Source organism: Mangrovihabitans endophyticus, from assembly GCF_014646155.1.
Classification (GTDB): Bacteria; Actinomycetota; Actinomycetes; order Mycobacteriales; family Micromonosporaceae; genus Actinoplanes; species Actinoplanes endophyticus.
In genome coordinates this window covers 888,225-908,088 of sequence record NZ_BMMX01000001.1, presented here as the reverse complement: position 1 = coordinate 908,088, position 19,864 = coordinate 888,225, and the positions used below count along the sequence as shown (strand labels likewise).

Here is a 19,864-nt window from a genome sequence, read left to right as displayed (position 1 = left end):
ACATGAACCGGAAGCAGATGGTCGAGGCCGCAATCAACGATCCGGACACCCGGGCGGAGATCGCCGCCGACCCGTTGGTCGCCGACCGCACCAGGCTGTACGCGACCGCGGCCTCGCCCCTGCTCACCGAACTCGCCGCGGCGGGCTTCCCCGGCCTGACGGAAGTCGGCCAGTTGCGGGGCCACGGTGACTATCGTTCGGCGGTGCCCGTCCTCGTCCGATGGCTGCCCCGGGTCCGATACCTCCTGCTCGCCGAGGACATCGTCCGCACCCTGTCGGTGCCGTTCGCGAGGAAGGCGGCGTACCCCACGCTGCTGGCGATGTTTCGGGATCCGCCAGAGCTGACCGACCCGATGCGTCCGGAGACATCCGAACCGCCGCAGGATCATCTCCGGACCGTCATCGGCGACGCGCTTGCGACGTTCGCCGGACCGGCCACCGCCGACGATCTCCTCGGGCTCGTCGAGACCGAGGCGTACGGCGACACCCGCGCGTTCGTCGTGCTGGCGCTTCCCAAAACCAAGGATTCGCGCGTGCCCGGCGTCCTGATGGGGCTGCTCGGTCAGCCGTCCGTCGCGGCGTTCGCCGTGCAGGCGCTGGGCAGACTTCGCTGCACGCAGGCCCGCGACGACATCGCGGGCCTGCTCGACAACCCCGACGAGAACGTCCGCGAACAGGCCCGTAAGGCCCTCAAGCGCATCGACCAGGCGGACCGGGCCCGTTGACGTCCGCGGGCCCGGGGACGTCCGCGCATCATCTGGCCGCGGTCCAGCGGTAGCGGTGCTCGGGGCGGCCGGTGGCGCCGTACCGCAGGCGCATCTCGGCCGCCCCGTCCCGCGCCAGCGCGGCCAGATAGCGCTGCGCGGTGGCGCGGGACAGGCCGAGTTCGTCGGCGATCTCGGCCGCGGTGCGCGGCCCGGGTGCGCGTTGCAGGGCCTGCCGGACGAGGTGCACGGTCACCGCCGACTGCCCCTTCGGCGCGGGCGGCCGGTCGTTCTCGTGCAGCAGCCGCCACACCCGGTCGATCTCCTGCTGATCCAGGGCGCGCTCGCCGGCCAGCGCGGCCCGGTATTTCCGGTACGCGGTCAGCCGCTCCCCCAACTGATCCGCGGTGAACGGCTTCACCAGGTAGTTCAGCGCCCCGCGGGCCAGCGCGAGGCGGACCGAGGCGGTGTCCGACGCGGCGGTCAGCATGATGGTGTCCACGGTCAGCCCGGCCAGCAGGTCGAGTCCCGGCTCGTCGGGCAGGTAGCTGTCCAGCAGCACCAGGTCGACCGGCCGCGCGGCGAGCAGCGACCGGCATTCGGCGGCGGTCCGCGCGGTGCCGGCGACGGTGAAACCGTCCACCCGTGCGGTGAAGTCCGTGTGGACCTGCGCGACGCGGAAGTCATCCTCGACGACGAGCACCCTGATCATGTCGCAACCGGAACCAGCGCGTGCGGCAACCGGGCCTCCAGCACCGCGCCGTGCGAGCGGCCCGCCGGGGCGGTCAGGCGGACGTCACCGTCGAGTTGCCGGGCGGCCTGCCGGGCCAGCGCCAGCCCGAGGCCGCGGCCATGCTCGTCGCGGGTGCTCACGCCGGGCGCGAAGATCCGCTCGCCGAGTGACGGGTGCACGCCATCGCCGGAGTCGACCACCGAGATGTGCAGCACGTCGCCGTCGGAGAGCAGGGCCAGGTCGACCCAGGCCGGTCGGCGCGCGCCGGTGCGGGCCGCCTCCACGGCGTTGTCCACCAGGATGCCGAGCACGGTGGTCACCTCCACCGGCGCGGTGACCCGTGTGCCCACCCAGGTGGTGTCGGACAGCGTCAGCCGTACGTCCCGCTCGGCGGCCTCGGCGGTCTTCGCCGCGACGAACGCCTGCAGGTAGGGGTCGTCGACCGCGGCCACCGGACCGGCGGTGGCGACCGCCGGTCCGGCTACCGCGTGCAGGTATTCCAGGGCCTCGCCGTGATGGCCGTTCTGGAGCAGCCCGGACAGCACGTGCAACCGGTTCGCGAACTCGTGGCGGGACGCGCGCAGCGCGCTGCTGAGGGTGCGCACCGACTCCAGCTCGCGGGTCACGGCTTCCAGGTCGGTGCGGTCCCGCAGGGTCAGCACGCCGCCCAGGTCCCGCCCGTCCCGGCGCACCGTGCGGTAGTTGACCACCAGCACCCGGTCACCGGCCAGGACCGTCACGTTGTCGGCGGTGCGGCGCTGCGCGATGGCCGTCAGTCCGGGCGGCAGGCCGGCCTCGGCGAGCACCGTGCCGGGTGCCGGGTCGACGCCGAGCAGCCGCGCCGCCTCGGTGGTGCAGACCGACACCCGGCCGGCCGCGTCCACCGCCAGCACGCCCTCGCCGATGCCACGCAGCACCGCTTCCCGCTCGCGCACCAGCTCGGCCAGTTCGGCCGGTTCCAGGCCCAGCGTCAGCCGCTTGAGCCGGCGGCTGAGCAGCGCCGACCCGGCCACGCCGAGCAGCAGCGCGCAGCCGGCGACCGCTCCGGCCAGGCCGAGCTGCTGCCACACGTACCCGCGGATGTCGGCCACCCGGAAGCCGACACTGACCTCGCCCACGACGGTGCCGTCCGGTGCCCGCAGCGGCGTCTTGCCACGGGCCGAGAGGCCCAGCGTGCCGCGCTCCACGTTGATCGTGTCCCGGCCGGCCAGGACGGCCGACGGGTCGGTGCTGACCGGTTCGTGCAGGCGCCGCGGGTTGGGGTGCGCGAGGCGGATGCCGTGCCGGTCGGTGACCACGACGAACAGCGCACCGCTGGCCGCGCGGGCGGCTTCGGCGCGGGCTTGCAGCGTGCCGTGCGGATCCTCGGCTGCGGCAGCCGACACGATCGCCGGATCGGCGGCCAGGGTGTGGGCGACCGCGAGCGCGCGGCTGCCGTACTGCTCGGTGAGCTCGCGATCGAAGATCCAGCCGATCAGCGCGCAGCCCAGCCCGAAGACCACCACGAGCAGGCCGACCTGCAGGCCCATGACCTGCCAGGCGAACGGGACGGGCCGGCGCGGCATGACCGCACTGTAACGCCCGCACCGCCGCCCGGCGGCGGTGAGCAAAACGCGCAATACGCGGTCAACGCGGCTTAGCGCCGCAACGCGAACAAGGATTCCGGGCGCCTCGTCGTCTTCCTACGGTCGCGGAAACGACATCAGCCGGTAACACGACAGGAGGCACCCGCGGTGAGGGTAATCGCGTTGCGGAACGCGACCAAACGTTTCCCGGGCGCCGGTGGCCGAGCGCACACCGCCGTCCGGGATCTGACGTTCGACGTGGCGGCCGGGGAGTTCGTGGCGGTGGTCGGCCCGACCGGGTGCGGCAAGTCGACGACACTGTCCCTGGTCTCCGGGCTGGAACCGCCGTCCGCCGGAGAGGTCGAGGTGGACGGCAAGCCGGTGCGGGGCATACCCGACGGGGTCGGGTACATGTTCCAGACCGATGCCGTGCTGCCCTGGCGTTCGGTGGTCGACAACGTCGCCGCCGGGCCGCGCTACCGCGGCCTGGCCAAGGCCGACGCGCGGGCGAAGGCGATGGTGTGGGTGGAGCGGGTGGGCCTGGCGAGGTTCGCCGGCTACTACCCGCATCAGTTGTCCGGCGGCATGCGCAAGCGGGTCGCGCTGGCGCAGACCCTGGTCAACGAGCCTCGGATCATGCTGATGGACGAGCCGTTCAGCGCGCTGGACGTGCAGACCCGGCAACTCATGCAGGACGAGTTGCTGCGGTTGTGGCAGGGCACCGGCGCGGCCGTCGTCTTCGTCACGCACGACCTGGAGGAAGCGATCGCGCTCGCCGACCGGGTGGTGGTGATGACCGCCGGTCCGGCCACCGTCAAGGCGATCTTCGACGTGCCGTTGGCGCGGCCGCGTGACGTCGAGGAGATCCGGATGACCTCCGAGTTCATCGCGACCTACCGGGAGATCTGGCACAGCCTGCGCGCCGAGGTGGCGCGGGCGCGGAGGGAGGCCGTCGATGCAGGCTGAGCTGACCGTCGCGCCCGACGTCGCGCGGGAGCCGGCGACGCGGCCGGCGCGACGGCGTACGCGATTGTGGTCCGTCCGATGTGTCCTGATCGTGGTCTGGCTGGGCAGTTGGGAGCTGGCCGCCACCCACTGGATCGACCCGTTCTTCTACTCCAAGCCGTCGGCCATCGCGGGCCGGCTGGCCGACTGGTTCACCACGGGCACCGCGTTCGGTTCGGTCTGGACGCAGTTGCTGGTCACCCTGGAGGAGGCGGTGCTCGGCTTCGCGGCCGGCGCGGTGGCCGGGGTGGTGCTCGGCATCCTGCTCGGCCGGGCCCGGTTCGCCGCCGAGGTGGCCGCGCCGTTCATCAAGGCGGCCAACGCCGTACCCCGGATCGTGCTGGCCTCGCTGTTCATCATCTGGTTCGGCCTCGGGCTGACCTCCAAGGTGGCCACCGCCGTGGTGCTGGTCTTCTTCGCGGTGTTCTTCAACGCCTTCCAGGGCGCCCGGGAGGTCGACCGGAACCTGGTGGACAACGCCCGCATCCTCGGCGCCTCGCGCGCCCAGGTGCTCACCTCGATCGTGGTGCCCAGCGCGACCAGTTGGATCTTCGCGTCCCTGCACGCGGCGTTCGGGTTCGCGCTCATCGGCGCGGTCGTCGGCGAGTACGCCGGCGCCGACAAGGGCCTCGGTCTGCTGATCTCCAATGCCCAGGGCACCTTCGACGCGGCCGGGATCTACGCCGGGATGATCATCATCACGGTCGTCGCGCTGCTCGCCGAGTGGCTGCTCACGCTGCTGGAGAACCGGCTTCTCCGGTGGCGCCCACCCGTACAGGCCGAGACTCAGATTTAAGGAGTACCGATGCGCAAGCTCCTGGCCGTGGCCGGCATCCTCGCGATCGCGCTGACCGGGTGCCGCGGCACCAGCCCCGACGACGCCGGATCCGGCGCCGCGCCCGCCACCGTCAAGATCATGGTGGGCGGCATCGACAAGGTGATATACCTGCCCGCGAAGCTGACCGAACAGCTCGGCGGCTTCCGCGCCGAGGGGCTGGACGTGCAACTGCTGACCGAGCCGTCCGGCGCGACCGCGGAGAACGTGCTGATCGCCGGCGACGTGCAGGGTGTGGTCGGCTTCTACGATCACACCGTCGACCTGCAGTCCAAGGGCAAGTGCATCACCAGCGTGGTGCAGATGGCCGACGTGCCGGGAGAGGTGGAGATCGTCGCCGCCGCGCAGGCCGCGTCGCTGCGCGGCCCGGCCGATTTTCGGGGCCGCAAGCTCGGGGTCACCAGCCCCGGATCCTCCACCGACTTCCTCACCCAATACCTCGCCACCAAGGCCGGGCTGACCGGTGCCGACTACACCACGGTCAAGGCCGGTGCGGGGCAGACCTTCATCGCCGCCCTCGACAACGGCGGGATCGACGCCGGGATGACCACCGATCCGACCGCGGCCAAGCTGGTCAGCACGGGCAAGGGCAAGGTGCTGCTGGACATGCGCACCGAGGCCGGCACCGAGGCGGCGCTCGGCGGGCTGTACCCGGCCAGTTCGCTCTACATGGACTGCGCCTGGGTGCAGGACCATCGGGATCAGGTGCAGAAGCTCGCGAACGCACTGGTGAAGACGCTGCGCTGGATCAAGGGACACAGCGCCGCGGAGATCGCCGCGAAGATGCCCCGGGAGTACGCGGCGGGCGACCCGCAGTTGTACGCCCAGGCGGTGCACGACAGCATCGGGATGTTCAACGGCGACGGCCTGATGAAGCCGGACGGCGCACGCAACGTGCTCGACGTGCTCAGCCAGTTCTCGCCCAACGTCAAGGGCAAGAAGGACCAGATCGATCTCGCCAAGACCTACACCACGGCCTTCGTCGCGAAGGTACCCGCCTGAGGTCAGCCCGTGGCGACGATCCGCCATTGCTGGTTGAGGCTGCCGCTGTCGGCGTACTGCCCGGGGCTAGGCCGCCGGAACCGGCTCCGCCCCGGCGCGGCGCAGGCCCGCCACGATCAGGTAGGCGATCATCCACACCTCGCCGACGGTGGCCAGCAGCGGCGGCACGGTCACCGCCGCGCCGGTGCGCGCGGACAGCAGGGTCACATAACAGGCGAGGACGTAGCCGGCACCCCCGGCCAGCAGCAGCCAGCCGAGCACCCGCGGCAGCCCGCCGCGCAGTGTCAGATAGCCCATCGGCAGCAACCAGAGCCCGAAGAAGAGCATGGCGGCGTTCCAGCCCGCGACGTTCAGGTCGTACATCATCTGCACCCGCTCGGTCGCCGCGGCAGGCACCGCCGCGCCGTCGAGCAGGTGCAGGGCGGTGCCGGAGAACACGGTGGCCGCCAGCACCAGCACCGCATTGATCAGCCCCAGCGCGGCGACCGAGACCGCCGCCAGCACATGCACACGACGGAACAGGGCGAAGAAGGCCAGCGCGGCGGCGACCTGGGCGATCACGATGGTGAGGTCGGCGGCCACGGTGAGCCGGGCCGCGGTGGTGTGCAGGGCCAGGTTGGCAGCGGTGGCCGCCGCGTCGCCGGGCACGTGAATCTGCTGCGCCTGCGCGACGGTCCGGACGACACCGGCGACGCCGAGGCCGAAGTACGCCAGCCCGGTGGCCAGCGCGGTGCGGGGTGCGAGGGTCATCGGTGTCTCCACTCTTCGACGGTGATGGGGCGGGGGCGACATGGCGGGTCAGCCCTCCGGCCGGTATTGGAAGACCTCGTCCAGGCGGCGGCCGAGGATGTGGGCGATCTGGAAGGCCACCTCCAGCGACGGCGAGTACCGCCCCTGCTCGATGGCGATGACGGTCTGGCGGGTGACGCCGATGCGCCGGGCCAGCTCCGCCTGGGTCATCTCCACGTCCGAACGCAAGGCGCGGATGTTGTTCACGACCCGGGTCGGCTTGGGGGTCATCAGAACCCGCGGCGGTAGAGCCGGATCTTGGTGGTCGTCTCCCACACCGCACCGAGCGCGCAGGCCACGAAGAGGGCGTTGCCAATCCAGAACCGATCGGCGTCGATCATCGTGAGGATCAGCCCGATGCCCGCCCCGGTGCCGAAGACCACCGCCGCGCCACGCCCGCTGCGGCGGTCGATCTCCTTGTCGCGGACGTCCGTGACGTCCGCGACCGCGGCGGCGTCCCGCAGTCCGGCGCCGCCGCGGGCGCCGGCGATGATGGCCGCGACGGTCAGCACGATCGTCAGGGCGATGGTGCCGGTGACCGAGGCGACAAGCGTCCAGACCAGCGGCCAGACCCAGGAGATCTCGGCGACCGGCTCGTGCAGCAGGCGGCCGATCATCAAAGCCAGGTAGCCGGCGGTGGTGAGCACAACCGACGTGAGGTACGCCCAGGCGGCGCGCTCGTTGGTGGTCATCGGAACGTGGTCGTCGTCGGTGGACAGGTGAATCTCCCGGTCGGTCATGGCGCCGCTTTCAATGTAAAGAATTTCTGACATCCACGAGAGTAGGCCGCCCCCGGCGCGAGGTCAAGTTTCTTTTACATCCGACGCCCCGGCGGTCAGGCGCACGCCTCCCGGACGGCATCGCTCACCGCACACAGGTGGGGCGAACCCTCCAGGCCGCCCTGCAACCGGTTGGTCAGGTACGCCACCACCAGCCGACGGTCCGGGTCGGCCCAGCCGAGGCAGGTGTTCGAACCGTTGTGGCCGAACGTGCGCGTGCTGCTGCGTCGCCCCATCGGGCGCGGCCGGGCCGGGTCGCCGCCCGCGCCGCCGAGCTGGAATCCCTGCGACCAGCGCACGGGCAGGCCCAGCACCCGGTCGAGCTCGCCGTCGCTGGAGGGGCGGCATGCCATGGCAAGCCCCGGCCGGCTCAGCAGCCGCCCGTCCAGCAACGCCTGGTAGAACCGGGCGAGGTCGCGAGCCGTGCCGGACATGGTCGCCGCCGGGATCACCGCCGTGCGGAACCGGCGGCTGTTGAACACCGCCTGGCGCACGGCGGCGGAGCCGAATCCCGCGCCCCGCAACGGAATGCGGCGCGGCGCGCCCAACGCCGTGTGGCGCAACCCGGCCGGCTCGACGATCTCCTCCCGGAGCACCTCTCGCAACTCGCGACCGGTGACGCGTTGCACGACCTCGCCGAGCAGGAAACCGAAGCTGAGCACGTGGTAGGCGGGCACGCTGCCCGGCGGAAAGTGCGGCGCCGCCGCGGCGAGGGCGCGCGTGGAGCGGCGCCAGTCGGGGGCCAGCAGCGCGTCACGGGCCAGGCTGTGGGCGTACGGGAGACCGGACCGGTGCTGCAGCACCTGCCGGACGGTGATGTGGTGCTTTCCCCGCCGGCCGAAGTCCGGCCAGTGTCGCGCGATCGGGTCGTCGAGCGCCAGCCTCCCCTGCTCCGCCAGACGGTGAACGAGGACGGCCAGGAACGGCTTGCCCGCCGAGAAGAGCAGGAACGGCACGTCCGGAGTAGTCCCGAACGCCTCGTCGCAGACGGTTTCACCATCGCTCAGCACACATAGCTGGGCCGTCGCGCCGCGCTCGGCGATCAGCCGCTCCACCACATCCATGACATCTTCCCTTTTGGACTTTTCCTGGTTTTCCTACGGCCGTCCCTGCCGATAGTGGACACCACAGGCCGGCCAGAACGAGCAACCGTTGGAGGAACGATGCCCAACATCACCATCGAGATGCTCGCGGGCCGCGGCATCGAGCAGCGCCGGAAGTTCGCCGAGGCGGTGACCAGCGCCGCGGTGGACATCCTCAAGGTACGTGCCGAATCCGTCCGCATCCGTTACGACGAGCACGGCAAGGAGGACTACGCCAAGGGCGGCGTCCTCGGCACCGACCTGTAGCCGGCCACGTCCGCGAGGAGAGGAGATTCCCATGGCGGTCAAGGACCGGGTCTCGGTGAGCCGGGTCAGCACGGACCGGGACCCCGCGGCGCTGGAGAAATCCGGCGTCGGATACCTGGCCTGGAAGAACGACGCGCTCGCCGCGCTGTTCCACAACGGCGAACCGATGGTGTTCATCGCCTATCTCGAATTTCGCAACGGCGTCACCCGGGGCAACCACTGGCATCGCCGGCAGACGCAGCGGATGCTTGTCGTGTCCGGCGCGCTGAGCTGCAAGCTCCTCCTTCCGGATGCTCCGGATGACGTGCTGGAGCTGACCCTGACGCAGGGCGAGGTGCTGTACTGCGACGCCGGCGTAGTGCACAGCTATCACGCGGCCCAGTCCGCCACGGCGATCGAATATTCCGCGGAGCCGTACGAGGTGGACGACATGGTTCCCTACGACGTGCAGTGGTGATGAGGCGCGGTGCGGAACGCCCCGGAAGCGTGGTGCACGCTTCCGGGGCGTTCCTTGGGCCGGGCCTCACCACGGTGCCCGGACCGGCCCAACCAGTTGCCCGGTGTCAAGCCGGGCGATCTCGGCCAGGTCCCCGGCGTCCAGTTCGAAGTCGAAGACGTCGAGGTTCTCGGCCATCCGCCGGGGATCGGCCGATTTCGGAATGGGCACCAAGCCGAGTTGGACCTGCCAGCGCAAGGCGATCTGGGCCGCGGTCCGGCCGTGCTTCGCACCGATCGCGGACAGCACGCCGGCGGAGGCCAACAGGCCGCGCCCGCGACCCAACGGACCCCACGCCTGGGTGACGATCCCGAGCCGGTCATGGGCGACACGCTGTTCCTCCCGGGCACACCAGGGGTGAACCTCGATCTGGTTGACGGCGGGCGGCACCGTCGCATGCCGCAGCAGGCGTTCCAGATCGGCGATGCCGTGATTCGCCACGCCGATCGCCCGCACCCGGTTCTCGGCGAGCAGTTCCTCCATCGCTCGCCAGGCCCCCCGGGTCTCGTCCGGGTCCTCGCGAGGCCAGTGCAGCATGTAGAGGTCCACCCGATCCACACCGAGTCGTTGCGCACTGGCGTCGAACGCCCGCCGCACGGCGTCGTACCCGGCCGGGCCGTAACACTTGGTGGCGACGACGAACTCCTCCAGCGGGATACCGCTGCCGCGCACCGCGCGCCCGACCTCCGGCTCGTTGCCGTAGCGGTCCCCCGTGTCGAAGAGCCGGTAGCCCGCGTCTATGGCCGCCGCGAGGACAGCCGTCGCCGCCGCATCGTTCAACTTGAAGGTTCCGAACCCCAGCCGCGGCATGGTGACTCGCGGCGCAATGGTGACCTCCCGCACCGTTGCTCGTTCCATCGCCCTCCCTTTCCGCCGTGGGCGCCGGTGGCCCCATCGTGCCCCGCCCGATATCAGCAAAAGCCAAAGAGACGGCGGCCTTTGGTTTCGCATTAGGGTCTTGCGACACGGGAATCGCGAGAATGGTGACAGCGGACTCGCAAGGTCGCAGAACGCCAGGCTCAAGCTCGCAGAACGCCAGGCTCACAAGCTCGCAGAAGGGCAGAAACGTGGCATCCATCGAAGCGTCGACCGTCCCGCCCCCGCCGCCCAACGCGATCCTGCGCGGCGGCCCCGCCGAGATCTTGGAGGCGACCGAGAAAATTCGTTACGTCAGCGACCCGCAGGCCACCGTCAAGCTGTTCCGCGGCAATTGCTACGAACATTATCTTCCGTCCGGGGAGATGCACATGCACGACGGGCTGGCGTTGCAGGTCTTCGCCTACGCCTATCGCACGTACGTCGCCGAGTGAACTCTGTCAGCCCCGCGCCGGCGCGGCACACCACCGGGCCAGTGCGCTCGCATACTCGTCGCGCAACAGGTCGCGGTACACGTACCGGAGGGAGACGCCCGGATCCACGCCGAGTTCGTCGATCAAGGCGCTGCGCACGACGTGGTAGTGCCGCAGCGCCGCGGCCCGCTGGCCGGAGAGATGCAGCGCCACCATGAGGTGCTCGGCGAGTGACTCGTCCAGGGGCTCCGCGGCGACCGCCTCGGCGAGTTCGGGCAGCACCTCGGTGGGCCGTCCGCACCGCATGAGGATTTCGCTGCGCTGGATCGTCATCCACCGGCGTTCCGCGTCGATGGTCGCCCGCAAGGCGTCCACCCAGGGACTGTGCAGGCCCTCGAACGGGGTGCCGTGGTGCAGGCCGGCCGCCGCCGTCAGCAGGTCCAGCGCCCCGTCTTCCGACGTGGCATGCCGGGCCCCGTCCAGCAGCGAGTGGAACCGATGCAGATCGACGCGGTCCGGATCCACCACGATCCGGTAGCCGCTGCTCTGCCGGACCAGGGTCAGTTCCCGCCCGGACAGGGCCAGGCGCAGTTGCGCGATGTAGGTGTACAGGGCGCTGCGCGCCGTGGGCGGGGGCTCCTGCCCCCAGATGCGATGGATCAGTTCCGACGTGCCCACCGGCCGACCCGGGTCGGCGAGCAGGGCGGAGAGCAGCAGTTGCTGCTTCGGCGAACCAGGATTGACGAACCTGCCGTCCATGCGGACGACCACCGGGCCAAGGAGCCGGACCTCCGTACGAGACATGTGATCCCCCGTTCCCCGCAACATTGCAAAGACGCGCTCTGCCCCTGATTCCTATGATCTCGGCCAACGTATACTCGGCACGCCGCGCATGACATAATCGGTTCGTTAAATATTGATGACACACATTTATTGGCAGCATCGAGCGGGCAGCTCAAGGCGCCCCGGACAGCGATCAAGAATTGCACGCACAGGGAGTGAAAATATCTATTGATATTGCCGGATGCATCGCCGTGGCGCCGCCGACCTGATCATTTTTCGTCGGCTGGTGCGGTCTCCTTCGGTGATTCGGAACGGTCCGTGCCGGCTTTTCCGGCCCATGCCAGCGATGCCGCCACGATCGTCGCGGCGGCGACCACGAGCGCGGCTCCGATCAGGGCCAGGTTGAGCCCGCTGAGGAAGGCGCTCCGGGCGGCCGCGGCCAGCGGCGAGCCGGCCGCGCCGAGCCGGGATGCGACGGAGAGCGCGCCGCCGACCGATCCGAGGGCCGCCTCGCGCACGGCGGCGGGCAGGCCCGCGACGGCCGCGGCGTCCGCCAGCCTGTCCTGATATCGCTCGGCCAGCAAACTGCCGATCACGGCCACCCCCAATGCGGTGCCGACCTGCATGAACGTGCTGTTCGTCGCGGATCCCACGCCGGAGCGCCCGGAGGGCAACGCGTTCATGATGGACGATGTAGCGGTGGGCAGCACCAGCCCCATCCCGGCACCCAGCATGATCAGATAGGGCAGTTCGTCGGTGTAGTCGCTGCTCGCGGAGAGGTGGGCGAACTGCCAGAGACCGGCCGACATCACGAGCAGGCCGCCGACCAGCGAGACGCCGGCGCCCGCCCAGCGGTTGAGCAGGCCCGCGAAGGGCGCCACGACCACGATGCCGGAGGCCGCCGGGAGCAGCGCCAACCCCGCCCGCAGCGGCGAGTACCCCAGGTAGAACTGCAGGTACTGGGTGACGACGAAGAGGCCGCCGCCACCGCCGGCCATCACGAGCGCCAGCGTGCTGATGCCGGAGGAGAATCGCGGCGAGCGGAAGAACCGGAGATCGAGCATCGGCTGCCGCGACCGGGCCTCCACCGCGACGAAGGCCGCCAGAACCACCACACCGGCCCCGCCGATCAGCCAGACGATCGGCGCGGTCCACCCTCGGCCGGGCGCCTCGATGATCGCCCACAACAGCAGGCTCAGGCCGACGATCGACAGCACCACGCCGGGGATGTCGGTCCGCCGCGGATCCGGGTCCCTGGAGTCCGGCACCAGGGGCAGCCCGATCGCGAGGCTGATCAGCACGATCGGGACGTTGACCAGGAACACCGAGCCCCACCAGAAGTGAGCGAGCAGCACCCCGCTGACGATCGGCCCCAGCGCGATGCCCAGCCCGGCGGTGGCCGCCCAGATGCCGAAGGCCATCTGTCGTGCCCGCCGGTCCGGGAACATCGCCGTGGTCAGGGAGAGCGTCGACGGGTTGATGAAGGCGGCGCCCGCACCCATCAGCGCTCGCGCCGCGATCAGCACGCCGACCGACCCGGCATATGCCGCCCACCCCGAGCCGACGAGGAAGACGAGCATCCCCGCCGCATAGGTCCGCTTGCGCCCGACGCGGTCGGCCAGGCCCCCGGCCGTCAGCAGCAAGCCGGCGAACACCAGGACGTAGGCGTCGACGATCCACTGCAGCTCGCTGGACGTGGCGCCCAGGCGACGCACCAGCGTCGGGAGAACGACGTTGAGCACCGTGTTGTCCAGGGTGACCACGAACAGCGCCAGGCACAGAGACCCGAAGGCCACCCAGCGCCGCACGGCTCCCGTCTCTGTCGCCAGCACCACCATCGAGCCCCCCCCCCCCCAGCTCGCGAGCCCCCCAGCTCGCTAACGCAAGTTCTCTTGCGAATACTGTAACGACGCGAGCGCACGCCATCAACGGCCGCACCCGGCTACCGAGGAGTACAGAGGATGAACGGGAAGAGCCGGCGTACCGGCGGGCGCAGCGCCCTGGTCCGGGCCGCGGTCCTGGAGGCAACCGTCGCGGTGCTGCTGGACCGGGGCCTCGACGAGATGTCCGTCGGTGAGGTGGCACGCCGCTCGGGTGTGCACGAGACGTCGATCTACCGCCGGTGGGGCACCCGGGCGAACCTCGCCGTCGATGCCGTGCTGGCCGGCACGAACGCGCAATTCGCCACCCCGGACACCGGCAGCCTGCGCACCGACCTGGTCGCGCTGCTCATCGAGGTGACCGCCTTCGTCACGACGCCACTCGGCAAGCTGCTGGTGGACCTGGCGCTGCGGCAGGGATTGCCGGAGTACGACGTGGCCCGGCAGAAGTTCCGCGCCGAGCGGTTCCTGCCCGCGGCGCAGGTGCTGACGCGCGCCCAGGAACGCGGCGAACTGCGCACCGGCACGGACCACGGACTGTTGATGCAGACCCTGATCGGTCCGCTGTACGTTCGGCTCCTGCTCACCTACGAGGAACTCACCCCGGCCGTCGTCGAGCAGGTCGTGGCGATGGTGCTAGACGGCGTGACACCGCCGCCGTCGGATCAGGCGGCCGGCTGACGCCGCGTGAGCGGTGCCGGCGCATCGGCCAGGGCACACAGCGCCTCCAGGGGGTCCGTTCCGGCGACGTCCGCGCCGCCCGGGTCGAGGTCGAGCAGCCCGAGCAGCAGGTCGGTCAGCACGGCCCGCGGATCGCCGGGCAGCCATCCGGTGACGAGTTCCAGCGCCGCCCGGACCAGCGGCGTCAGCCGCAGTGTCCGGCCGAGACGGTGGCGCAGGTGCCCGACCAGTGCCTCCAGCATCAGGTTGCCGCCGTCGACGCCGAGCCCGCACAGCGAGCCGTCCACCACCGTCACGCCCGCCTCCAGCGCGGACAGGGTGTTGGCCAAGGCGAGCCGTTGACCGTCGTGGGCGTGCAGCCCGAGGGCGGCCGGCGTGACCGAACCGAGCCGCGCGAACAGCGCCGCGACGTCCCGCGGCAGCAGCGCGCCGTAGGAGTCGGCGACGACGTACACCCCCGCCGCGCTCAGCTTCTCGGCGGCCCGCAGCAGATCGTCGATCGGTGTCCGGCGCACGCGCATGACCTTCGGCGTCAGGCGCACCCCGGCGTCCGCCGCGGCCCGCAGGTACGGGAGCAGCTCGGCTGCCTCCCCCGGGCGTACCGGCATGGCCACCGCACCCACACCGTGGCGGGCCAGCGGCGCCAGATCCGCCGGGGTCACGTCCCGGCGCGACGCCATGACGGTGAGAGCGGTCCGTCCGGCCTGCGCGCTCAACGCGTCGAGGTACGGCTCGGGGCAGGAGGCGGCGGGCAAGTACACCCCGTCCGTGCGGTGCCGCGCCGGCCGGTAGTAGCCCACCTCGACGAGGGCCACACCGGCCGCGGCACACGCCTGCACCAGCCGGACCGCCTGCGACGTCGTCCAGCGATGCCCGTGCACCTTGCCGCCGTCGCGCAAGGTCACATCGACCACCGTCACGCCGGTGGCCATGTCCGGGGCGGTGGCCATGTCAGGGCCGCCCGAGAGCACGGTAGGTCCATCCGGCGGCCCGCCAGCGAAGAGGATCGAGCGCGTTCCGGCCGTCCACGATGGCCCGCATGCCCACCACCGGCGACAGCTCCGCCGGGTCGATCTCTTGGAACTCCTTCCATTCGGTCAGGTGCAGCACCAGATCCGCGCCCGCGGCTGCGGCCCGCGCCGAGCCCGCATACCGCAGTCCGGGCGAGTGACGGCGCGCGTTGGCGATGGCCTTCGGGTCGTAGACCGTCACCTGGGCGCCCTCCCCCTGCACCGCCGCGGCGACATAGAGCGCGGGCGAGTCGCGGACATCGTCGGACTCGGGCTTGAAGGACGCCCCGAGAACCGCGACCCGCCGTCCGCCGAGACCGCCGCACTGCTCGGCGGCCAGCCGGACCAGCCGGTGCCGGCGGCGCAGGTTGATGGCGTCGACCTCGCGGAGGAATTCGAGTGTGCGATGCGCGCCCAGCTCCTGAGCCCTGGCGCGGAACGCCCGGATGTCCTTGGGCAGGCAACCACCGCCGAAACCCAGCCCCGGCCGCAGGTAACGATGGCCGATCCGGCCGTCATATCCCAGCGCGCGGGCCAGCTCGACCACGTCCGCGCCGGTGGCTTCGCAGATCTCCGCCATGGCGTTGATGAAGGACACCTTGGTGGCCAGGAACGCGTTTGCCGCCGCCTTGACCAGTTCCGCGGTGGCGAAGTTGGTGCTGATGACGGGCGTACCGGCGGCGATGGGCAGGGAATAGACCGCGTGCAACAGGTCCAGCGCCGCGCGGGATTCGGCGCCGAAGACCAGCCGGTCGGGCTTGAGGGTGTCGTCGACGGCGCGCCCTTCGCGCAGGAACTCCGGGTTCCAGGCCAGATCGGCACCGGGGGCCGAGCGGCGGACGGTGCGCGCCAGCCGGGCCGCGGTGCCCACCGGGACCGTGCACTTGCCCACCACCAGAGCCGGCCCGGTCAGCTCGGCCGCCAGCGCGTGCACGGCCGCCTCGACGAAACTCAGGTCGGCCGAGTCCGAGCCGTCCCGCTGCGGGGTGCCGACGCACAGGAAGTGCACGTCCCCGAACTCCGCCGCGTCCGCGTAGCTGGTCGTGAAGCGCAGCCTGCCTTCCGCCAGGTGGCGCCGCAGCATGCGGGACAGACCCGGCTCGTACAACGGCACCGTGCCCTCCCGCAGTTGCTCGATCTTCGCCTCGTCCACATCCACGCCCAGGACCTCATGGCCGAGCTCGGCCATGCACGCGGCGTGCGTGATGCCGAGGTATCCGACGCCGATCACCACGATCCGCACGGTCACCACACCGCCTTGCCGGTTCCGAGGCAGACCCACAGCTTGTCGAATACCGCCGCCACCGAAGAACTCGCCGCGTGCCGGGCGTTGGCCTCGCCGCACCGGTGACGCAGCTCCGGGTCGGCCAGCCGGCGCACCGCCGCGGCGCCGCGGCGCACCAGGTCGGCCCGGTCGGCGCGGCGGCTCGCGTCCAGCCGGCGCGCGTCGAAGCCGAACGCTTCGACGTTCTCCGGCGCGAGGCTCTCGGTGACGCCGCCCGCCTCGGCGACCGGAACCACCACCGGTTTGCCGTGGAAGGCCGCGGAGGTCACCGACGACGGGCGGGCGTCCACAAAGGTGGCCGACGGCAAGGCGGTCTGCAGGTACGCGTCGCAGCCCTCGTACAGACGATGGATGATGCGCGGCGGGACCTCGGCGATGCACGCCTCGCCCCGCTCGATCAGCCGGCGCAGGCCACCGTCGCCGAGGTCGGCGGCTGCACCGCCGGCACCGGCGAGGACCAGTTGCCAGCCGGGCAGCCCCGCCTCCGCGACGATGTCCGCCGCGAGGTCGAGGTGTTTGTCGGGATGTATGCGCCCGGCCGAGAGCAACCACCGGCGCCCCGGATCGAGCGCACCGGCGCGGACCGCCACGCCCGGGTCGGCGCTGATGTCCCGCTTGTCCCGCGACGGAGCCGGGCCAGGCCCCAGCCACTGCGCCGCGGGCGACTCCACGACGGCGTCCCACCGCGCGCCGAGGCGGTCCACGACCGAGCCCAGCCAGGCCGAGGCCACCCCGACGAAGTCGGCGGCCATCAGGGACTCGCGGTAGAGCGCGCATGCCGTGCGGGCCTGCTCCGCGCCGCCGAAGACCTGGGCGGCGTGGCTCCAGCCGGGATCCAGCCACTGATATCCGTCGCCGCCGCGCAGGAACAGCGCCAGCTTGAACCCGTAGACCGCGCGCAGCGACACCAGCAGCGGGGCGAGTGGGTAGGCGTACGGGAGGAAGACCCAGTCGATGCGGCCGTTGCGCTCGATCGCCCGGCGGATCGACGCCTCCACCGACAGGTATCCGATGTGCAGCGGGGCCTTGGCGGCCTCCACGTCGGTGAACGGGAACTCGGCCACCCCTGCGGGCAACTCGTCGGCGGCGTCGCTCATCAGGCAGCCGGCCGGGTGCAGCGGATAGGCGTAGGACACCGTCATCGCGCGGCTCCGGGCGTAGGTCAGCAACGGCCGCATGAACTGGGCGGTGTGTCCCGCGATGGTGATCGGGACGACGGTTGTGCCGATCACCCTGCTGTAGGCGGACTTTCCAACGACCATCAGGTGCACGATTCCTCCGTGAAGGGCTGGCGGCGCCCGCTAGCGCGGGGCGATGTGACGCCGTTCGTAACGGCTCGCCGCGTCGGTGAAGATGAGGTGCTCGTCCAGCAGTCGGGGATCGATGTGGCCGAGATCGCCGAGGTACCACTCGACCTTGGCGTCGCGTTCGGACTCGCGCCGCGGGACCAGCGTGGCCAGCGCGTCCGGGGTCGCGCCGAGCAGCAGATGGGCCGCCGGCAACTGGATGCGGGTCAGGCCGATGGTCCGCTCGATGTCCGCCCGGAAGCGGTACTCGCCACGGAAGTACTTGGTCTCCCACATGCTGAAGTCCACATGGTGCAGGCCGTACTCGGTCTCCACCTCGATCGCCATGTGGACCAGGGGCGGCCCGGTGCCGTGGACGTGGCGCTCGTGCAGGACGATGCGGTGCCGCACGCCGTACAGCGACAGCGCGGCCGAGGCGACAAGTGTCCGTTCCGGGCACGGGCCGAGGCAGAAGGTCGTCCCCTCGGCGAGTATCTCCAGCACCGACCTGCGCAGATAGCGGGTGCGCAGCCAGGCGGCATCCGCCTCGACCTTGCGGACATGCGTGTGCACCCACTCGATCAGGGACAGCACCGTGTCGCCGACGCTGCCCCACATCGGGGGCAGCACCACACCGGCGGGCTCCAGGCGGCGCCCGGGCCGCAGCCGGCCGGTGACCGGGTCCGGCGCGGTCATGCGAGATCCTCGACCGCTGCGGTGAACTCGTCGAGCACCCGGCGCACCGAGCCGGGCGGCATCGTCGTGTACAGCGGGAGGGTCACCACGCCGGCCGACGCGGCGTCGGTGTTCGGCAGCGCCCCGTCCGCCGCCGGACAACGGTCCCGGTAATACGCGTGCCGGTGCACCGGCGGATCGAAGTGGACGGAGGCTTCGACGCCGCGGGCGCGCAACCGGGCCACCAGCTCGTCGCGGGCCGCGGTGACGGCGAGCCGCACCACGTACATGTGATAGACGTGGCGAAAGCCCGGCAGCTCGCGCTGCGGCCGCACCCGGTCCCCCAGCACGTCCAGTCCCTCGTCGAACTGCTCGGCGATGGCATGCCGCCGCGCGTTCATCGCGTCCAGGCGGCTCAGTTGTTCGCGACCCACCGCGGCGAGGGGTTCGGGCATCCGGAAGTTGAAGCCGGCCGTCACGGCTTCCTTCTTCCACGGATGACGGGCACCGGGCACCGGGCGCATCCCGTGCGCGCGCAGCGTGCGGATCCGGGCCGCGAGGGACGGGTCGTTCGTGGTCACCATCCCGCCCTCGCCACCGGTCGTCATGTTCTTCGTGCCGTAGAAGCTGAAGCAGCCGACCCCCCAGGTGCCGACCGGCCTGCCGTGCTGGCGCGCACCGGCCGCCTCGGCGGCGTCTTCCACCAGCAGCAAGCCGTGCTGCCGGCACAAGCCGGCGAGTTCGGCGATGCGGACGGGATGGCCGGCATAGTGCACAGGCAGCACCGCCTCGGTGCGGGGCCCGATCGCCGCCGCGACGCGCTCGGGTCCGAGCCCGAGGGTGTCCTCGTCGATGTCCACCCACACCGGGGTGGCGCCCGCGGCGCAGACGGCGTTGGCGGTGGCCGCCCAGGTGAAGCTGGGCACGATCACCTCGCCGCGGATGTCGGCGCAGCGCAGGACGGCGAACAGCGCCGCGGCGGCGGAGTTGACCGCGACCGCGTCCGCGACGCCGTGCCACGCGGCGAACTCGCGTTCGAAACCCTCCACATGGGGGCCGGCGCTGAGCTTGGCGGAGGCCAGGGCACGGCTCGCCGCGGTCAGCTCCGCCGCCGTCACGTCGGGCAGGGCCATGCGAACCGTGGGTTGTCGATCGTCCTGGGGAATGGGCCGGTGCTCAAGCACCGCCGCGTAGATCTCGCGCTGCCGCCGAGCCGCCGCCGCGTCGTCCGGGCCGGGCAGCGGATGCACCGGCACCGCCGGCGCGTCGAACCGGTGCGGCGCGGCGGTGAGCAGCACGGCGCCGTACCGGTTGACGGTGCGCAGCCAGCCCGGCTCCACCTTGCCGAACGCCTCGTCGCCGGTGCCGTCGGCGGCGTGGTCCGAGGTCAGGTACGGCACGGCGGTCAGCGCGTGCACGGCCGCCGCGAGCTGCGGACCCAGCAGGGCGTCGTGCACGTGCAGCAGGTCGTGGTCGGCGATCCGGCCGGCCAGCGCCGGCACGCCCACGGCCAGCACGGCCACCGCGTCGTCCGCGGGCGTCCGGAAGGTGGTCGTCGTCACGCGGTCGGTCCAGCTCGCGGACACCGTGCAGCCGTCCGGACAGCCGATCATGATTTCGCTCTCGACCTGCTCGGCAGCGAGGGCGCGGGCCAGCGAGGCGACGGTGCGCAGCGTCTTCTCCTGCGCCACCGGGACCAGATGCAGAACTCGCAGCAC

Annotated in this window: 22 protein-coding genes; 8 read left to right on the top strand and 14 right to left on the bottom strand. The window is 71.4% G+C overall.

All coding sequences use genetic code 11. The features are described from left to right. Positions 1-2: 2 nt before the first annotated feature. Complete coding sequence (locus IEY73_RS03600; protein WP_189077519.1) at positions 3-725, top strand: HEAT repeat domain-containing protein; 723 nt, start codon at positions 3-5, stop codon at positions 723-725. A gap of 28 nt (positions 726-753) precedes the next feature. On the opposite strand, the gene IEY73_RS03595 is transcribed toward IEY73_RS03600, so the two are convergent. Together IEY73_RS03595 and IEY73_RS03590 are read right to left on the bottom strand one after the other, a co-directional pair. Further along, on the bottom strand, positions 754-1,416 hold the full coding sequence (locus IEY73_RS03595; RefSeq protein ID WP_189077518.1) for a response regulator: 663 nt from the start codon (positions 1,414-1,416) through the stop codon (positions 754-756). Continuing rightward, entirely contained in the window at positions 1,413-3,002 is a 1,590-nt protein-coding gene (locus IEY73_RS03590; protein WP_189077517.1) for a sensor histidine kinase, read from the bottom strand. The genes IEY73_RS03595 and IEY73_RS03590 overlap by 4 nt, the downstream gene beginning before the upstream one ends. Positions 3,003-3,170: 168 nt before the next feature. Between IEY73_RS03590 and IEY73_RS03585 the strand changes: the two genes are divergently transcribed. From IEY73_RS03585 to IEY73_RS03575, 3 genes are read left to right on the top strand one after another with little or no spacing between them, the layout of a single operon-like run. Beyond that, complete coding sequence (locus IEY73_RS03585; RefSeq protein ID WP_189077516.1) at positions 3,171-3,968, top strand: ABC transporter ATP-binding protein; 798 nt, start codon at positions 3,171-3,173, stop codon at positions 3,966-3,968. Continuing rightward, positions 3,958-4,803: an ABC transporter permease gene (locus IEY73_RS03580; protein WP_189077515.1), complete on the top strand. Its 846-nt coding sequence runs from the start codon at positions 3,958-3,960 to the stop codon at positions 4,801-4,803. Before IEY73_RS03585 ends, IEY73_RS03580 begins: the two co-directional genes overlap by 11 nt. Before the next feature lie 9 nt (positions 4,804-4,812). Then, positions 4,813-5,844 (top strand): ABC transporter substrate-binding protein, encoded by a 1,032-nt coding sequence (locus IEY73_RS03575; protein ID WP_189077514.1) that lies wholly within the window; start codon positions 4,813-4,815, stop codon positions 5,842-5,844. Between the two features lie 66 nt (positions 5,845-5,910). Here IEY73_RS03575 and IEY73_RS03570 read toward each other — a convergent pair whose 3' ends face one another. The 4 genes from IEY73_RS03570 to IEY73_RS03555 form a co-directional block, all read right to left on the bottom strand. After that, positions 5,911-6,594 (bottom strand): DUF4386 domain-containing protein, encoded by a 684-nt coding sequence (locus IEY73_RS03570; RefSeq protein ID WP_189077513.1) that lies wholly within the window; start codon positions 6,592-6,594, stop codon positions 5,911-5,913. A 48-nt stretch (positions 6,595-6,642) separates the two neighbouring features. Beyond that, entirely contained in the window at positions 6,643-6,864 is a 222-nt protein-coding gene (locus IEY73_RS03565; protein ID WP_189077512.1) for a helix-turn-helix transcriptional regulator, read from the bottom strand. Further along, positions 6,864-7,373, bottom strand: a complete 510-nt coding sequence (locus IEY73_RS03560; RefSeq protein ID WP_189077511.1) for a hypothetical protein — start codon at positions 7,371-7,373, stop codon at positions 6,864-6,866. The genes IEY73_RS03565 and IEY73_RS03560 overlap by 1 nt, the downstream gene beginning before the upstream one ends. Positions 7,374-7,468: 95 nt before the next feature. Next, positions 7,469-8,476, bottom strand: coding sequence for a serine hydrolase domain-containing protein (locus tag IEY73_RS03555; protein ID WP_189077510.1), 1,008 nt, complete (start codon positions 8,474-8,476; stop codon positions 7,469-7,471). Between the two features lie 99 nt (positions 8,477-8,575). Here IEY73_RS03555 and IEY73_RS03550 point away from each other — a divergent pair, with 99 nt between their 5' ends. Both IEY73_RS03550 and IEY73_RS03545 read left to right on the top strand, forming a co-directional pair. Further along, the gene (locus tag IEY73_RS03550; RefSeq protein WP_189077509.1) at positions 8,576-8,761 is read left to right on the top strand and encodes a tautomerase family protein; all 186 of its coding nucleotides are present in this window, start codon (positions 8,576-8,578) and stop codon (positions 8,759-8,761) included. A gap of 31 nt (positions 8,762-8,792) precedes the next feature. Then, positions 8,793-9,218 carry a cupin domain-containing protein gene (locus IEY73_RS03545; RefSeq protein ID WP_189077508.1) on the top strand — a complete coding sequence of 142 codons (426 nt, stop codon included), beginning with the start codon at positions 8,793-8,795 and terminating at the stop codon, positions 9,216-9,218. A 66-nt stretch (positions 9,219-9,284) separates the two neighbouring features. Here IEY73_RS03545 and IEY73_RS03540 read toward each other — a convergent pair whose 3' ends face one another. Then, positions 9,285-10,115, bottom strand: coding sequence for an aldo/keto reductase (locus IEY73_RS03540; RefSeq protein WP_189077507.1), 831 nt, complete (start codon positions 10,113-10,115; stop codon positions 9,285-9,287). Positions 10,116-10,324: 209 nt separating this feature from the next. Between IEY73_RS03540 and IEY73_RS03535 the strand changes: the two genes are divergently transcribed. Further along, a complete protein-coding gene (locus IEY73_RS03535; protein ID WP_229715441.1) occupies positions 10,325-10,567 on the top strand; it encodes a DUF5988 family protein in 243 nt (80 codons plus the stop codon). 6 nt (positions 10,568-10,573) lie between these two features. Here the strand turns inward: IEY73_RS03535 and IEY73_RS03530 are convergent, their stop codons facing one another. Together IEY73_RS03530 and IEY73_RS03525 are read right to left on the bottom strand one after the other, a co-directional pair. Beyond that, on the bottom strand, positions 10,574-11,350 hold the full coding sequence (locus IEY73_RS03530) for an AfsR/SARP family transcriptional regulator (RefSeq protein ID WP_189077506.1): 777 nt from the start codon (positions 11,348-11,350) through the stop codon (positions 10,574-10,576). Between the two features lie 248 nt (positions 11,351-11,598). Further along, positions 11,599-13,167, bottom strand: coding sequence for an MFS transporter (locus IEY73_RS03525; RefSeq protein WP_189077505.1), 1,569 nt, complete (start codon positions 13,165-13,167; stop codon positions 11,599-11,601). Positions 13,168-13,290: 123 nt separating this feature from the next. On the opposite strand from IEY73_RS03525, the gene IEY73_RS03520 reads away from it, so the two are divergent. Beyond that, entirely contained in the window at positions 13,291-13,890 is a 600-nt protein-coding gene (locus IEY73_RS03520) for a TetR/AcrR family transcriptional regulator (RefSeq protein ID WP_189077504.1), read from the top strand. Here IEY73_RS03520 and IEY73_RS03515 read toward each other — a convergent pair. From IEY73_RS03515 to IEY73_RS03495, 5 genes are read right to left on the bottom strand one after another with little or no spacing between them, the layout of a single operon-like run. Then, on the bottom strand, positions 13,875-14,840 hold the full coding sequence (locus tag IEY73_RS03515; protein ID WP_189077503.1) for a hydroxymethylglutaryl-CoA lyase-like TIM-barrel protein: 966 nt from the start codon (positions 14,838-14,840) through the stop codon (positions 13,875-13,877). The two genes, IEY73_RS03520 and IEY73_RS03515, sit on opposite strands and share 16 nt — an antisense overlap. 1 nt (position 14,841) lies before the next feature. Then, positions 14,842-16,137: a UDP-glucose dehydrogenase family protein gene (locus tag IEY73_RS03510; protein WP_229715526.1), complete on the bottom strand. Its 1,296-nt coding sequence runs from the start codon at positions 16,135-16,137 to the stop codon at positions 14,842-14,844. A gap of 8 nt (positions 16,138-16,145) precedes the next feature. Next, positions 16,146-17,447: a glycosyltransferase gene (locus IEY73_RS03505; protein ID WP_189077501.1), complete on the bottom strand. Its 1,302-nt coding sequence runs from the start codon at positions 17,445-17,447 to the stop codon at positions 16,146-16,148. A 39-nt stretch (positions 17,448-17,486) separates the two neighbouring features. After that, positions 17,487-18,167 carry a hypothetical protein gene (locus IEY73_RS03500; RefSeq protein ID WP_189077500.1) on the bottom strand — a complete coding sequence of 227 codons (681 nt, stop codon included), beginning with the start codon at positions 18,165-18,167 and terminating at the stop codon, positions 17,487-17,489. Then, positions 18,164-19,864, bottom strand: a complete 1,701-nt coding sequence (locus tag IEY73_RS03495) for a DegT/DnrJ/EryC1/StrS family aminotransferase (RefSeq protein ID WP_189077499.1) — start codon at positions 19,862-19,864, stop codon at positions 18,164-18,166. Before IEY73_RS03495 ends, IEY73_RS03500 begins: the two co-directional genes overlap by 4 nt.